Source organism: Legionella sheltonii, from assembly GCF_026191355.1.
Classification (GTDB): domain Bacteria; phylum Pseudomonadota; class Gammaproteobacteria; order Legionellales; family Legionellaceae; genus Legionella; species Legionella sheltonii.
In genome coordinates this window covers 57,999-72,721 of record NZ_JAPHOQ010000013.1, presented here as the reverse complement: position 1 = coordinate 72,721, position 14,723 = coordinate 57,999, and the positions used below count along the sequence as shown (strand labels likewise).

The window sequence follows — 14,723 nt, the reverse complement described above, 5'->3', positions numbered from 1 at the left end:
TCCTTTGTATGTTCTATAAGACTCTAATTAGAGTATAGATTGATTTGTCTAAAATTATTAAACTTTAAAAGAATTAGGTAAGTTAGACTCAATTAATTGATGACGCGGGTAATAATTTCTAAGCGGTCGGCAAAATAATTGACCAAGAAACAATAAAAGACCAATCAAATCGGCTACCCCACCTGGACTAATCCCCGACTCGGAAAAAAGTCGATGGATTTCCAAAGCCTTCTGTCGTTGTGCTGGCAAACTATCTTTAACTGATAGCTCTCTGATTTTGGATTTTGCATAATCTAAGCCAGGTTTTCCTTTTTTATAAAGAATATTTGTATCATCCATATTCTGTAAAAGTGCCACATAAGCAAATAAGCAAGCGGTATCCAGGGATTGAGTATCTATAAAAAGTGCAATGAAATCGGGAAGTAAATGAAAAATTAAATCATAACCACGTATTGCCATTTGCCTGGCATCAATTACGTTGTATTGTCGACGTACAATGGCCCCATGACTTTCTGGATTTCCTTCATGATGTTGTAAATGCTTTGGCCAATCATTCAGTAACTGTAAATGCACATCAGCCGGTGTAAAACATTTCTTTTCTTGAGCTAAACGAATCACTGAGACACAGGCAATACCCAAAGCAAAAATAGCACCACGATGTGTATTTACTCCCCAAGTTTTTTTTAGCATGCGCTCTTCCGCCTCAATCGCAATGTGTTTTAATTCTTCAAAAGAACGGGTGACTAATCCCTTTTTTGTAATGTGATAAAAATAATGACGCAAGGTAAAAAGACTGCGATAAAACGTATCGCCGTTCATATCGTGATGGGCACCGGCATCCACAAAACTGACTAATCCCGGTTTTGGGTATGCTTTCACTTCAAAATAAAGTGCTCTAACCGCCATTTTGGCGAGTGCTCGTTCACAGCATGGTGTAGTATTCATAAAGTTCAGTTCTTGATAATAACGCAACTTGGTCTTTACTCTTACACAACAGTTTTTTTGCCGATAAATCGAGTAATTCTTTAATTGGAATATCACCAAAAAGAGGAAAACGTACCTCTCCATCTATCGTTCGTTTAAATTTTTTGGTTAATGCCTGAATTGTTTCATGTAAATCACTCCAAGAATATCCTTGATAATAGATAAGTAAATCAAGATCTGAAGTCTGGTTAACAAAAGAGTATCCAGATAAATAATGAAATAAAAATGAGCCATAAACAGCGATATCTGAAACGGGATATAAATTAGTAATACGCTGTAAATCGGTAATCTGATAATACCGTGAGAAAAATTCATGCATCTCAATAAGTTGAGGAAGCGGCTTTTGTGTTTGCACAAAGGATGGAGCGACTTGCAAACCAATCCGATGCTTTTGATTATCATGCAACAGAGTTAATCCTAAATTAATGGTTTCTTGACCGGCAAATTGTTTGGCATAAATACAAGGCAGTCCTTGTGCAAGCCAAAGAGCAGTCTTTTCGGCAATCATTTTCTGATCCTCATGACATGACCTAATCACAAAATCAGCATGAGGCTTAAGATAAATTAAATGATGCCGTTGTGCATTCATAAGTGATTGGCTACTTTATTGATAATCGAGAAAGCAAGCTTTCTGCCCCCTCGCTCACTACCCAAGAGTGCCCGCTCGTCCTTTGTATTATTTTTTTGGATCGCTAAATTAATTTTTTCAGCCAATTCAGATGGTTTTACTATCTCATGTATCCCACCCAATTCATAAAAATTTTGCACTCCTGGGGCGAAAACTGGGAATGTTTTACTAAGTTCCTTGAGAGTATCTAATTCTATTTTGGTTACTTTTGCAATGCCTTCCAACCACATCACCGCTAAGGCTGCATCCGGCAAGGCTAAAATGGTATCTGCAGTCAAACCATAAGCAATAAAAGCTCCTCCTAATGCTTGGTTATAAACCAGAGATATCAGCGCATTCCCTTGTTGGCGTAGACACTCCAAACATTCAAGTAAATGACCAAAATATTGTTGCATCCCCAGCCATTCATCGCGCATGGTTAACTGCTGTCCAGCAACATCAACTAAAAGCAAAACAGGATCTTTTGATTGACTCTCAAGAATATCAATGACATGCTGAGCCATAATCAAGGCTTGCTCTGCACCCAAAAAGGTTGATTCCTTGACTCCAAGAATGTGAAGCGGCTGATTCTTCAACGTCGCATGCCCATAAATAACGGATTGGTTTTCTGTCAACTTAATATCCTGAGAAAATATCTGTTTGAGAAGGCCCTTTAATGCGATCATTTCTTATTCCTTGTGTATTATCGCCGACTAAATACCTTTGTCGCTAATCGGGGCTACCAAACACCCGGGCGACAAGTCATCCGACTACGATTTTATATCTTTTGCTGCCTGTAAAAAGATTTGCTCGTCCATATCAAAAAGCGTTGCAGCATACTTTGGCGCAACGTGGCTCAGATAAGCCCCCTCTTCTTGATATCCTTGCGTTTCTTGAAAGCGTTTTTTTAAAAAAGCCTGTTTTTGTTTCACAGAGTTAAGATCCAGCGGCACATTCTTATCAAGAGCAGCAAGCAATTGAGCACGTACCGCTGCAACATTTGAACCTACATAGCTTTGAGCAATATCCTGTAAATAGCGGGTTTTTCCGCCATATACACGCCAAACCAAAGCTCTATCCTGTGAATTAAAGGCATTGGCACCTGCTACCGCTTGAATCACCTCGGGGCCGGATACGCCAATACGCCCGATTTCATTAATGATGAGATAATCCAGACAAGCAGAAATAATTCCCATGCCGCCAAAAGCACCGTTTCTACCACAAATAACCCCTATAGTGGTTATTCCATGAAGTCTTGCCTCAAAAATAGAGCGAATTGTTTCCGAAATTGCAATTTCGCCAGCATTGGCTTCGTGCAAACGTACACCACCACTATCAATAAGAAGAATCACCGCCTTAGTCTGAGTTGCAATTGCAGCCTTGAATAAACCAGTAAGCTTCGCCCCATGAATTTCGCCCACAGCACCGCCCATAAAATCTTTTTGTTGCGCAGCAACAAGCACTTTATTTTTTTGTAGCAGAGCAGAACCTATGACAAGGCCATCATCTGATTCACCAGGTAAATTTAAAGCCGCCAAATAGGGACTGTATAGCTTTTCATCAGCAAGCCACTCCGTGAACGAGTCTTCATCAAATAGAACCTGGATTCGTTCTCGAGCATCAAGCTCTTCATAATTTGTTCCTATTTTGTAATTGCCTTGAAACTCTTCCAACGCTTGCCCTAAACGTAATAAAACAACCGCTGGAGTTGCTCCATTATCATTGATGGTAAATTGCAAACCAACAGGCTGGTGTTGATTCACAAAATCCCCAATAACCATTTTCCAAACGGGTTTATAATGTTCAATTGCCGTATGGATAGTAAAAATTGTTTCTGAAGTCGTATTGGTTTCAATAATAACTTCTAGATTACCGGAGCCAACGACGCCACAAACTGTTTTTTTACCTTGGAGACGTGCACCAGAAAGTGTAAAACGAAATTCCATCTGTTCCATATTTTTGCCCTACCAATTTCTAAATTTTACAGGCGGTTCATATAAACCCTTAGAGCACACAACCAGATCACGAATTGATTTAGCCGCCAATAAATCTCGAGTTGCATCGGAAACTTTAATTCCCAAATCTTCCGGGCGTATTATTACTCCTCGATGTCGTAACTCTTCAACTTTTCTCCGATCGCGCATTACTCCCACTTCAGTATATCCGGCAATACCGCGAATGGCTTGTTCGCGCTCCTCAAGAGTTTGGCACATCAGGAGATTAGCAATTCCCTCTTCAGTCACTACATGACTTACATCGTCTCCATAAATCATTACTGCAGGCAAATCAGCATTCATCGATTTTTGTAAAGCCCAAGCATCCAATTTTTCAACAAAGGTGGGTTGTGTTGCACTCTGAAACGTTTCTACCATTTGAATCACCAATTTTCTTCCTCGAGGCATTTTAGTTCCCAGTGCTTGGCTGCGTTCTTGGCCTGCCTTCAACCAAGCATAAGAAGAATGGCGTCGGCCAGGAGCATCACAACCCATATTAGGCGCGCCACCAAAACCTGCTATACGTCCCTCAACTGCTGTAGAACTATTTCCCTCAAGATCCATCTGCAAGGTTGCACCGATAAAAACATCACACGCATAATGCCCAGCTAACTGGCCTAACATGCGATTCGAACGGAGTTCTCCTTCTTTACCGGTGAAAAAAATATCGGGACGAGCCGCAGCATAGCGGTTCATGCCCACTTCTCCTCCAAACGGATATATTGTTCTCACAAATCCCGCTTCTATGGCAGGGATCAAAGTAGGTAAAGGATTAACCACCCAGTGCTGGCATATTTTTCCCTTTAAGCCCAATGATTCACCGTAGGTGGGTAAAAGCAACTCAATAGCACAGGTATTAAATCCTACGCCATGATTTAAGATATTCACTTGATAAGGTGCATATATCCCTTTGATGACCATCATCGCCATTAATATTTTGACTTCATCAATTTGCGCAGGATCACGGGTAAACAGTGGTTCGATATAAGCTATTTGCGGACCTTTAACAATCACATCAACCCAATCTCCAGGGATATCAACGCGGGGTAGGTGCTCAACAACTTCATTGACTTGCACCACAACCACACCGTTTTTAAAATTAGTCGTCTCAATAAGCGCTGGTGTTTCCTCTGTATTCGCTCCTGTAAATAAATTCCCCTGTCTGTCTGCCTTATCAGCCATTAATAAACACACATTAGGTGTCAAATCTGCAACTAATCGCCCAAAGAGTTCATTGTAGGTATGAATATTACCTATCTCAATTTTTTTATCGTACACCATTTTAGCAAGTCGCACCGATTGCGGACCAGAATAAGAAAAATCAATTCGATTGGCGATTCCTTTTTCAAAGACATCAAGGTGTTCTGGCAGGGCAATTGCTGATTGGATCATATGCAAGTGATTGACTTCTGCAGGATTTAGCTGAGCCATTGCCGTAGCCAAAAAACTCGCTTGTTTTTGGTTATCGCCTTCAATGCATACTCGGTCTCCTGAGCGTATGAGCAAAGAAAGCACGGAGACTAAATCGTGCGCCTCAACAAATTTGTTGTCTTTAAGATAAGATTTAATCTTGGACAGACGCTTTAAATATTCTTTTTTATTCTGGTCCCACATTGTTGCTTCCTGCGTTATTATTTTTTGAATTGATGCCTCAGGAACTTCTAAAGGTTGGGTTTTAGAAGTTCCTTGGGTCTCATTAGTGCAACTTGAGTCGCGGCTTCACTCTGCGACTTAAAATATTGGACAAGGTCAGCAAGAAAACTCGCCACCCACCATATAATGCCATTTGATGTTGCTTATATAAAGATAAATAAAATAAACGGGCTAACTTGCCTTCTATCATGAATCGATTGGTAATTTTACCCATTAAATTACCAATGACATGATGACTTAAAGTCACTAAAGAACCATGATCACGATAATGATAAACAGGTAAAGGCTTCCCTTCTAAATATTTATCCAAATTTTTATATAAAAATAATGCTTGTTGATGGGCTGCTTGCGCACGAGGAGGAACCGTTTTGTCTAAATGGGTTTGTGGGCAGCTCGCACAATCACCAAGAACAAAAATAGAATCATCATGGGTTGTTTGTAAGGTTTGCTTCACTACAAGCTGATTCATATGATTCACCTCCAAGCCATCCATGTGCTGCAAAAAATCTGGGGCTTTAATACCAGCAGTCCAAACCACCAGATCGGCCGGAATAAATTGGGTTGACTTAGTATGCAAACCACGTTCGGTCACTTTATCAACTTGCTCGTTGACACAAATTTTTACTCCCATGCGCGTTAATTCCGCAGATACTTTTTCTGAGAGTTCTTCTGGAAGCGCGGTCAATAATCTGCTTGCCGCTTCAATCAGGGTAAACGAAACAACGTCAGGCTGAATACCGATGCCATAATTTATAATTTCATGGATTGTGTTATTTAATTCTGCGATGAGTTCAATTCCAGTAGCACCACCTCCCACCACCACGAGATGAAATGGACCTTGCTGTGGCTGCTGAGAAAGACGCATGAAACGGTTTAATAATTCGCGATGAAAATAGGCTGCCTGGTCTATGTTATCTAAAAACAAACAATGTTCGCGAACCCCAGGAATATTGAAATCATTCGCGACCTGAAAGATCCCCACGAAATTACCAAACACGGTTAAGCTCCTGTTCTATAATCTCTTGTAAGGTTCTAGGGTCAGGGGCTAAGGAACAGAGCTGATTATGCTCAATCATAAGCTTACCCAGGGTAAAATAAGAGAATATTTTCTTATCTTTGACCGTATTGGCTTGGAAGTATTGTTGTTTATTTTGACTATGTGCAATTACTCCAATAACCCAATAAGTAATTTGCACAATAGCAGCAAGAAGCATTTTTACTCCCCATCTATCTACTGAATGAGTACGCACATAACGTCCTGCTAGTCCGAATTGATGACTTTTAACATCTCTAAACGATTCTTCTATTTGCATTCTTTTAAAATAGAGATTGATAATATCAGTAGGCCCTACATCCAATGGTAAATTAGTAGCCAAAATCCATGGCTCTTTATTAGCTTGACTATAACTTCCATTAGACAGTGTCGAGGTGGTTTTTCCTCGTGATGTCTTTACCTTTCTTCCCTTAGGCTTACGATAGGTTGTAACCACCCTACAAGGTCTTGTATGCTCTTTGGTTAATAGAGCATGCTCATAATGTGTCGTTTTAGATTTAATATCAGGGATTAGTTCTTTAATGAGTTTCCATCCCAGTTCTTCGGATAATTGTACCGATTTAACTCCTCTTACACGACTTAGCCAATACCAGCCCAGCGCTTCTATTTCTTTAAACCATTCTTCATAAAAACCGGCATCCATGATTACGATTACTCGACGATTTTTGGGCAAACAAAGACTCAACTCTTTTAAAAAGTCCTTAGCTCGTCCTTTTGTTTCGGTATCTCTATACACTTCTCGATAAAGAGGAAGACTTCTACCTTTTAACGCTATTTCTGCACTGAGCATTTGAATTTCTCGGTCGTCTTTTAAGCAGCAAATATCTACAATCAAAGGTAAGGTTGTATCTTGCGAGATGTAAGTAAAAACAAAGCTTGATAACCCTTGATAAATGGAAAAAAGTTCATTATGCAGTGCCTTATTGCCTTCCAGCCTATCAACTTTCTTTATCTTATTTTTTAATTTTGCATCTCCAGGCAAGTTCCTCCCTAATTCACTTAATGAAAGGTTTTGGCTATGTCTTAAGCCTGATGCTACATCCATTACTGCATTCAATCGTGATATATGAATTTCAGGACATGATTCTGTAAGCGAATTATAAAGATAGGTTTCTACAGCTAACATTTTAATTTCCATGAGTCTTAATGACGCTCATTTGATCATGAGACGCTCTTTATTTCAACTCATAATTCGTGGGGATAGATCAGTTCGCGACACTTCCCACTGCAATAAATAAAATATCGTATGAAACGGCTCGTTTAGGCAAAACTTCTTGCTCGTGACTGTAAAAAGGGGACAAATAAATCTCTTTTTTGCTTCGATTTAGACCTTCAAGAGCTCCTAAAACAAAATGAAAATGATGAGTCGCTGCATAAGCAAGATAATCAATTTCGTTTTCATTGGTAAACAAGCTACCTGCGGCAACTTCATGCAATAACGGTTTCCAAATATGAGTGGGTGAGCAATCAACTAAAGTAACGGACGCTCTACCTGCTTTTCCGAATTTACTCCCCAATAAAGCAGCTAATTCCATACCTCCTGCACCGCCACCTACAATAACAATGTTTGGTACTTTATTTGCCATAAGAATTCTTCCATGAAATAAATTATTATTATAGTAAGCTTTAAATAACTCCTCTTTCAATTTCCGTAAACTTATGTGTTCCTTGAGAAAGCTGTTGCCAACCTACGTTAATCACTTTTAGCGCCGAGAATGACCTTTTTTCCTGTTTACTCACTGTGAAACTGACACTCATGCAAAGGGATGATTTTCGTTTTTTTCATCCACTTATGGCCTATCCAGATCATAAGAAAAAGGGGTACCCCGATGTACGAAATAAACAAGCCATACCAATCAATGGGGGTCGCCATCAACGCGGTATAATTCTGCCCGCCAATCACGATGAGGCATACGCCAAAAGCAAACAAGGGTCCAAAAGGATACCCCTTGGCCAAATAAGGCAGCTTGGCGAGATCTTTTCCTTGATGCAAATAGGCTTTGCGAAAGCGATAATGACTTAGTGCTATTCCCATCCAGGCAATAAACCCCGAAAGGCTTGTTGCATTGAGTAACCAAAAATAAACCGTCCCGTTACCAAAAATAGAGGATAAAAAAGCCAACATCGCAACCGCACTGGTTAAGGCTAAAGCATAAACCGGTATCCCTCTTTGGTTGACCACAGAAAAAATTCGGGGAACATGTCCCTCCTTAGCTAAATACCAAAGCATTCGACTACCGACATACATACTTGAATTAGCGGTCGATATAATGGCAATAAGAATCACTGCATTCATAATCATTGCTGCAAACGCTTTATTGTATTGTTGGAACACTAGGGTAAAAGGGCTCATTACCACATCAGAACTGCTCAACTGTGATGAAGTGTAGGGAATTAAAAGACTAATAACAAAAAGTGATAAAACAAAGAAAATTAATATTCGCCAAAAGACCATTTTTATAGCTTTGGGAATCGTTTTATCAGGATGTACACTCTCCCCTGCAGCGACCCCGATAAGTTCCGTTCCTTGAAAAGAAAAGCCCGCTGCGACAAAAGCACCAAGAATACCAATCCATCCGCTATGAAATGGGGCATCACCAATGCGCCAATTTTGGAAACCACCTGCTTGATACTCTGTAAAACCAAAAGCCAAGAAAAATCCAGTTATAATGAACAAAATAACCACAGAAATTTTAATCAATGAAAGCCAATACTCCATCTCGCCGAATGCTTTAGTTGAGATTGCATTAAATCCCATAATCAATAAGAGAAAAATAGAACACCAAAGCAAAGATGAACTGTCAGGAAACCAAAAATGCATGATTAATGCAGAAGCAGAAATTTCTGATGCGATGTAAATAGCGCAGCTATACCAATAATTCCATCCCAGTGCATACCCTAAAGAAGGATCAAAAAAACGGGCTGCATACACATAAAACGACCCACTAGTAGGTATAAATGCTGCCATTTCACCAAGGCTGGTCATCAAAAAATAGACCATAACCCCCATAATCAAATAGGCAAGCAAGGTACCACCAGGCCCAGCCAAGGATAAAGCATTGCCACTCGCTAAGAAAATACCCGTTCCAATAGAACCACCCAAGGTGATCATTCCCAATACACGCGCATTGAGCTTTCGCTGGAGCGACGGTTCGGAGGTTAAATCATGCATCATTCAATCCTTGAATCTAGAAAAAGAGGCGGTTCTCACGCTACCATTAATTCGCTTTACGTCCTGCGAAACAATTATTCTTAATGGTTTTATTGATTAATCATTAAGAAACTCACAAAGTAGACGTTGAAAATGGTGGGTTCCTTGTTCTTTTGTGGGTGAAAATCGACCGGACTCGTAAAAACGCGAACGGATCCCGCGTTGCACCGACTCGACGACTGCTTCATCTTCACGTTCCACTTTATCCAAATCGCCCCCAGCTCCTTTACCTAACTTGGACTCATCAAGAACGTACGTTAAGAATGACACTTTAGTTAATTCAGGTCCTAAGGGCTTTACTACATTTACAGAGCATCCCCATGGATAGAAGTTAAGCATTGTATTTGGGAAAATCCAATAATAATAAGCCGCTACTTGTTTCCCGTAATCAGGGGAATCTTTAGGCAAATCAAAACGTTCTTCACCTTGACTGGCTAGGGCCAATTGCAAATTGCAATAACGATAAAGCTCTGTGGTATAAGTAGTACAATCAATCACTTTTCTTAATGAATGATGGACAAAGGGGATATGTAAAGCTTCAAGATAATTTTCGCAATACAATGCCCAATGCGCTTTAACCAAATAATCACGGGAACGATTGCTATCAAGACGCATTTTTTCCATGGGTAACCAAAAAAGACGTTCTTTAATCTCTGCAAAAACCTCCCTAAACGACATTTGCGGCGCCAATGAAGCAAAAAGAAAGGGCTCAAGACAATCCAATGGGATTTGCGGCAAATTGTCCTTTTGAGTTGGAAAGTTGCAGGTTTTCTCAAACTCAGGCATATGCAAAAGGTCACCACTGAGGTTAAACCTGCGACCATGATAGGAGCATTTAATTTTCTCGGCAGAACAAGGCGCTTCAATCAAAATATTACCTCTATGGGTACATACATTACTCAGACAACGGAACCGGTCTTGTTCATCATGTACCAATAACAAAGGCTCATCCAACAATCCAGGCAATAAGGTAAAAGGCACCAGCTGTCCCTCTAAGCGCAAACTTTCAGTGCTGCAACAAAACTGCCAAGTCCTGGAAAATATTTTTTCTTTTGCTTGTTCAAAACATTCTAGCGATGTATAAAAATGCGCAGGTAAGGTAGAGGCTTGTGCAATATCAGGATCTACGTAAAACTTATTCATGATCAAACTTCCTTATAAATATTCCTATCTTTATACTTATTATTGAAAAATTGTTTGGACCGATACGATAAGTACAAGCAGCCTCTTTCTCATTCCCACACAGATTCGAGATAACCTATGATTTTTCAATAAAGCCTTACTGATTGGGCAAAGCACTTTGGCGATATTAAAACACCAATCACTTTGGTTATCCATATCTTGCATTATCGCAACCAATCACTGCTGACAAAAACTGTCAGCACTATCTTTTAAACTCATATCTCCGTTAAATCACAAGGAGTTTATTATGCATCTTGATCCCAATTTAGTAATTTTTTACGTCGATAATCCCTTAGTCAGTGCACCTTTCTATGAGAGGATCCTTAAGAGTCAACCGATTCAATCATCCCCTACTTTTGTCATGTTTTTATTGAAAGCAGGCATGCGTCTTGGCTTATGGTCGAAACACATTGTTGAACCCCATGTCACTCTTTTTGGAGGTGGAAATGAGCTTTCACTGCAAGTGCACGATGATTGTGCAATTGATGCGCTTTATTCTCTCTGGAAAAAACAAGGAATCCAGATTGCCCAAACGCCAACAATGATGGATTTTGGTTATACTTTCGTGGCACTTGATCCAGATAATCATAGAATTCGCATTTTCTCTCTGAATCCTGAGCTCAAAGCTGCTTAATTACTAAAATCCCCTCTCCCACAAATGGGAGAGGCAGGGGTGAGGGCATCGCTCATCCGCCCTAGGGCACCTTCTCCCCCATGGGCAGAAGGGAAATTTACTTACCCGTCCAATCATGCTCCAGCTGCAATAAAACCTCAAATAAATTATGATTAGCTCATTAAATAAATGATTAAGGGGCTACAATGAATGTATTGGTTACTGGTGCATCGGGTTTTATTGCCTCTCACATTGTAACGGATCTCATTGCGTCTGGGCATGCGGTCACTTGTTGTGTACGCGATGTGGCGTTCACCCAAAAATTGTTTCCCACGGCACGGGTTATAGCTTGTGATTTTATCCATGATCAATCCATCAGTCTCTGGGTCGAACGTTTGCAGCAAATTGATCTCGTGATTAATTGTGTAGGAATTCTCTACCATCCTAATAACAAAATAATATGGTCAATTCATTATGAGACACCGAAAATCTTATTTGATGCATGCGTCCAGGTCGGGGTCAAAAAGATTATTCAAATCTCAGCTCTTGGCATTGAAACATCTGACGTCGCCTATGCTCAAAGTAAAAAAGCAGCTGATGACTATTTACTCTCCCTTCCTATTCCATCAATTATTCTACGCCCATCCTTAGTGTATGGACGTGGTTCTTATGGCGGTTCCTCTTTATTTCGTGGTCTTTGCGGATTACCTTGGATTACCCCTGTACCCGGGCAAGGAAGGCAGGAATTTCAACCCATTCATGTTGAAGACTTATCTAAAGCCACCATAAAACTCATAGAACTCCCTGCAGGTCCAAATTTGCTATTACACGCGGTAAGCGCCAAACGGATTAGCTTAAGTAATATCCTGTATCACCTGCGTGCATGGCTAGGTTTTGCAACATCAAAATTGCTTTTTGTCCCTGAAAAACTTATCCAGCTTGTATCATTTATTGGCGATTTAATCCCCTATTCCATTTTAAATACTAACTCTTATAAGCTGCTTGTGCAAAACAGCATCACAAGCCCTGAAGAGGCACAAACATTTCAAGATAAAATTGGTTTTACTCCTCAAGAATTCCCTGAGGGAATGTATCGTCATCCTAGTTCTATTCAAGATCGTTGGCATGCACGACTTTATTTTCTTAAACCATTATTAAGGTTGAGTATTGCGTTTATTTGGTTATTTACTGCAATTAGTTGCCTTTTTTTCTACCCCAAAGCGGCTTCCTATAGACTTTTGGCCCAAATTGGAGTGAACCCGTTCTGGCAACCTATTTTATTTTATGGAGCCTGCATCCTGGATGCAGTTATTGGCCTGGCTGTATTGAGTAGCAATCGCTTAAAAAAAATCACTCTGGTACAAATGGTAATTATTTTAGGTTATAGTGCTTTATTAACCTGGAAACTTCCTAATCTATGGTTTGAACCGTTTGCGCCTTTAGCGAAAAATATTCCACTTTTGGCTGCGATCTTAGTTTATTTAGCCCTGGAGTCCGATCGATAATGCTCTATTTTTGGCTCAAATTTATTCATGTTATCAGCTCAACTATTCTCTTTGGAACGGGTATAGGAACTGCCTGTACTATGTTGTATGGACATCAAACAGGAAAAACCGAAGTGATTGCTGCTACAACACGCTATGTCGTGCTTGCAGATTGGATTTTTACTGGAACCTCTGGTTTTATTCAACCGCTTACCGGGTTTTGGATGGTCTATTTAGCAGGTTATGCATGGACCTCTTTATGGGTGATGGGATCAATTATTGGTTATTTAATTGCTGCTTTTTGTTGGTTTCCTGTAGTATATCTTCAGATTAAAATGCGCGATTTTGCTGCGGAGGCGGCACAAAATAATATGCCTTTACCTCCGATCTATTTTCGTTATTTTAAATATTGGTTTTGCTTAGGTTGGCCAGCCTTTATTAGTTTGATTATTGTTTTTTACCTAATGACCAACAAACCTGCCAGTTTTTAATATGTATTCTAGCGTCACCCCGAGTGCAACCAGAATCGCCCTAGTTCCACCGTGCCACAAGCCTGGAGGTCCCTCATGGAGCTCGGAATGACGGTAAATTACGCCCGATTACTCCTCTACAGTAATATCAATTTTTTTCTCAACCGCCATTTCCTTTTTAGGAATTGAAATTTCCAAAACGCCTTGTTTGTATTTAGCGCTTATTTTTGCGTCATCAGCAGTTTGCGGTAAGCTAAAGCGACGGTAAAAATGACCTTGAGAACGCTCCATACGTGTATAGTCATCTTTGTTTTCTGTTTTCTCAAAGTAACGCTCTCCACGAAGGGTTAAGATATTATGCTCTAAAGATATTTGTATGTCCTCTTTATTCACTCCAGGAATGTCTGCAAGTACTAAGAAGCGATCTTTTTCTTCTTTAATATCTACAGGAGGCGCCCATGTACTGGTATCAACAATTGAAGAGTCTGATTGGTGCCCTCTGAAAAAATTGTCTAATAAGGATCCAATTTCATTGTATACAGGAAAATAATCACGTCTTACGATACTCATCACTTTCTCCTAATTGTTATTTGACATATCCAAAAAATAGAGGCGTTTCATTAAATTTCAAGGGGTATTGAATAGTTATTTTTACAAACACGTGTACTCGATGCGCGATTAAGTTTATTATCCATAAAAGGACGGTTTCTAATTAAAAATGGAGAATGACGATGCAGTATCTGATACGAATTTTAATATTGGGTTTTATTTGTGTTTCCACAAGCTTTGCCAATTCATCAGAAACGCCTATTTTAGGTAAAACAATATCTCAAGCAAAACAACAACAGATGACACCGAAACAAGCCCTGCAACGCTTAAAAGAGGGAAACCAACGCTTTTTAACCAACACCCAAGTAACCAGAGATTATTTAAAGCAAGCACATCAATCCTCTTATGGTCAATACCCATTTGCAGTAGTGCTCAATTGCATGGATTCACGCAGTGTTCCTGAATTATTTTTTGATCAAGGATTGGCTGATTTATTTACTTTACGCGTTGCTGGAAACGTACTCAATGACGATATTCTCGGCAGTATGGAGTTTGCAACTAAAGTAACGGGTTCTCGCCTCATTGTAGTCTTGGCGCACACTTCATGTGGCGCGGTGGCTGGCGCATGTAGTGGAGTGCAACTAGGACATCTCACTGATGTTTTAGACAAAATTAAGCCCGTTGTGAACGAAAGTATGGAAGAACAAAAAACAAAAAATTGTGCTGATCCCAAATTAATCGATGCAATCGCTAAAGCCAATGCCCTAAGAATCGTTAGGGAAATACAAAATAGAAGTCCAATAATTAACGATTTAATTAGTAAAAAACAAATTGGAATTGTAGCTGGAGTACATGATATCAAGACAGGTAAAGTAGAGTTTTTTGAAGAAGAACGTTCTGTTCCTCATTAAGAAATGTTTTG

15 protein-coding genes are annotated in these 14,723 nt (G+C 39.8%); 4 read left to right on the top strand and 11 right to left on the bottom strand.

The window, feature by feature from the left end; all coding sequences use genetic code 11:
- Positions 1 to 57: 57 nt before the first annotated feature.
- The 10 genes from OQJ26_RS14895 to OQJ26_RS14850 form a co-directional block, all read right to left on the bottom strand.
- Positions 58 to 945: a triphosphoribosyl-dephospho-CoA synthase gene (locus OQJ26_RS14895; protein ID WP_265704521.1), complete on the bottom strand. Its 888-nt coding sequence runs from the start codon at positions 943 to 945 to the stop codon at positions 58 to 60.
- A complete protein-coding gene (locus OQJ26_RS14890; RefSeq protein WP_265704520.1) occupies positions 923 to 1,573 on the bottom strand; it encodes a phosphoribosyl-dephospho-CoA transferase MdcG domain-containing protein in 651 nt (216 codons plus the stop codon). The genes OQJ26_RS14895 and OQJ26_RS14890 overlap by 23 nt, the downstream gene beginning before the upstream one ends.
- Entirely contained in the window at positions 1,570 to 2,277 is a 708-nt protein-coding gene (locus OQJ26_RS14885; protein ID WP_265704519.1) for a biotin-independent malonate decarboxylase subunit gamma, read from the bottom strand. Before OQJ26_RS14885 ends, OQJ26_RS14890 begins: the two co-directional genes overlap by 4 nt.
- An 84-nt stretch (positions 2,278 to 2,361) precedes the next feature.
- A complete protein-coding gene (locus OQJ26_RS14880; RefSeq protein WP_265704518.1) occupies positions 2,362 to 3,546 on the bottom strand; it encodes a biotin-independent malonate decarboxylase subunit beta in 1,185 nt (394 codons plus the stop codon).
- Positions 3,547 to 3,555: 9 nt separating this feature from the next.
- Positions 3,556 to 5,199 (bottom strand): malonate decarboxylase subunit alpha, encoded by a 1,644-nt coding sequence (gene mdcA, locus OQJ26_RS14875; RefSeq protein WP_265704517.1) that lies wholly within the window; start codon positions 5,197 to 5,199, stop codon positions 3,556 to 3,558.
- Positions 5,200 to 5,281: 82 nt separating this feature from the next.
- The gene (locus tag OQJ26_RS14870) at positions 5,282 to 6,235 is read right to left on the bottom strand and encodes an NAD(P)/FAD-dependent oxidoreductase (protein WP_265704516.1); all 954 of its coding nucleotides are present in this window, start codon (positions 6,233 to 6,235) and stop codon (positions 5,282 to 5,284) included.
- Complete coding sequence (locus OQJ26_RS14865) at positions 6,225 to 7,430, bottom strand: IS4 family transposase (RefSeq protein WP_265702028.1); 1,206 nt, start codon at positions 7,428 to 7,430, stop codon at positions 6,225 to 6,227. The genes OQJ26_RS14870 and OQJ26_RS14865 overlap by 11 nt, the downstream gene beginning before the upstream one ends.
- A 67-nt stretch (positions 7,431 to 7,497) precedes the next feature.
- A complete protein-coding gene (locus OQJ26_RS14860; protein WP_265704515.1) occupies positions 7,498 to 7,878 on the bottom strand; it encodes an NAD(P)/FAD-dependent oxidoreductase in 381 nt (126 codons plus the stop codon).
- 146 nt (positions 7,879 to 8,024) lie between these two features.
- Positions 8,025 to 9,467, bottom strand: a complete 1,443-nt coding sequence (locus OQJ26_RS14855) for an amino acid permease (protein ID WP_265704514.1) — start codon at positions 9,465 to 9,467, stop codon at positions 8,025 to 8,027.
- Positions 9,468 to 9,560: 93 nt separating this feature from the next.
- Positions 9,561 to 10,646, bottom strand: a complete 1,086-nt coding sequence (locus OQJ26_RS14850) for an SRPBCC family protein (protein ID WP_265704513.1) — start codon at positions 10,644 to 10,646, stop codon at positions 9,561 to 9,563.
- 286 nt (positions 10,647 to 10,932) lie between these two features.
- On the opposite strand from OQJ26_RS14850, the gene OQJ26_RS14845 reads away from it, so the two are divergent.
- The 3 genes from OQJ26_RS14845 (at position 10,933) to OQJ26_RS14835 (ending at position 13,273) form a co-directional block, all read left to right on the top strand.
- The gene (locus tag OQJ26_RS14845) at positions 10,933 to 11,319 is read left to right on the top strand and encodes a VOC family protein (RefSeq protein ID WP_265704512.1); all 387 of its coding nucleotides are present in this window, start codon (positions 10,933 to 10,935) and stop codon (positions 11,317 to 11,319) included.
- 185 nt (positions 11,320 to 11,504) lie between these two features.
- Positions 11,505 to 12,803: an NAD(P)H-binding protein gene (locus OQJ26_RS14840; protein WP_265704511.1), complete on the top strand. Its 1,299-nt coding sequence runs from the start codon at positions 11,505 to 11,507 to the stop codon at positions 12,801 to 12,803.
- Positions 12,803 to 13,273, top strand: coding sequence for a DUF2269 family protein (locus OQJ26_RS14835; RefSeq protein WP_265704510.1), 471 nt, complete (start codon positions 12,803 to 12,805; stop codon positions 13,271 to 13,273). The genes OQJ26_RS14840 and OQJ26_RS14835 overlap by 1 nt, the downstream gene beginning before the upstream one ends.
- Before the next feature lie 108 nt (positions 13,274 to 13,381).
- Here OQJ26_RS14835 and OQJ26_RS14830 read toward each other — a convergent pair whose 3' ends face one another.
- Positions 13,382 to 13,822 carry an Hsp20/alpha crystallin family protein gene (locus tag OQJ26_RS14830; protein ID WP_028379819.1) on the bottom strand — a complete coding sequence of 147 codons (441 nt, stop codon included), beginning with the start codon at positions 13,820 to 13,822 and terminating at the stop codon, positions 13,382 to 13,384.
- A gap of 161 nt (positions 13,823 to 13,983) precedes the next feature.
- Between OQJ26_RS14830 and OQJ26_RS14825 the strand changes: the two genes are divergently transcribed.
- A complete protein-coding gene (locus OQJ26_RS14825; RefSeq protein ID WP_265704509.1) occupies positions 13,984 to 14,712 on the top strand; it encodes a carbonic anhydrase family protein in 729 nt (242 codons plus the stop codon).
- Positions 14,713 to 14,723 lie beyond the last annotated feature (11 nt).

Excerpts from the sequence above, each read along its gene's own strand:
- OQJ26_RS14895 (WP_265704521.1), bottom strand. The coding sequence starts at position 945 with ATGAATACTACACCATGCTGTGAACGAGCACTCGCCAAAATGGCGGTT.
- OQJ26_RS14890 (WP_265704520.1), bottom strand. The coding sequence starts at position 1,573 with ATGAATGCACAACGGCATCATTTAATTTATCTTAAGCCTCATGCTGAT.
- OQJ26_RS14885 (WP_265704519.1), bottom strand. The coding sequence starts at position 2,277 with ATGATCGCATTAAAGGGCCTTCTCAAACAGATATTTTCTCAGGATATT.
- OQJ26_RS14880 (WP_265704518.1), bottom strand. The coding sequence starts at position 3,546 with ATGGAACAGATGGAATTTCGTTTTACACTTTCTGGTGCACGTCTCCAA.
- mdcA (WP_265704517.1), bottom strand. The coding sequence starts at position 5,199 with ATGTGGGACCAGAATAAAAAAGAATATTTAAAGCGTCTGTCCAAGATT.
- OQJ26_RS14865 (WP_265702028.1), bottom strand. The coding sequence starts at position 7,430 with ATGGAAATTAAAATGTTAGCTGTAGAAACCTATCTTTATAATTCGCTT.
- OQJ26_RS14860 (WP_265704515.1), bottom strand. The coding sequence starts at position 7,878 with ATGGCAAATAAAGTACCAAACATTGTTATTGTAGGTGGCGGTGCAGGA.
- OQJ26_RS14855 (WP_265704514.1), bottom strand. The coding sequence starts at position 9,467 with ATGATGCATGATTTAACCTCCGAACCGTCGCTCCAGCGAAAGCTCAAT.
- OQJ26_RS14850 (WP_265704513.1), bottom strand. The coding sequence starts at position 10,646 with ATGAATAAGTTTTACGTAGATCCTGATATTGCACAAGCCTCTACCTTA.
- OQJ26_RS14845 (WP_265704512.1), top strand. The coding sequence starts at position 10,933 with ATGCATCTTGATCCCAATTTAGTAATTTTTTACGTCGATAATCCCTTA.
- OQJ26_RS14840 (WP_265704511.1), top strand. The coding sequence starts at position 11,505 with ATGAATGTATTGGTTACTGGTGCATCGGGTTTTATTGCCTCTCACATT.
- OQJ26_RS14835 (WP_265704510.1), top strand. The coding sequence starts at position 12,803 with ATGCTCTATTTTTGGCTCAAATTTATTCATGTTATCAGCTCAACTATT.
- OQJ26_RS14830 (WP_028379819.1), bottom strand. The coding sequence starts at position 13,822 with ATGAGTATCGTAAGACGTGATTATTTTCCTGTATACAATGAAATTGGA.
- OQJ26_RS14825 (WP_265704509.1), top strand. The coding sequence starts at position 13,984 with ATGCAGTATCTGATACGAATTTTAATATTGGGTTTTATTTGTGTTTCC.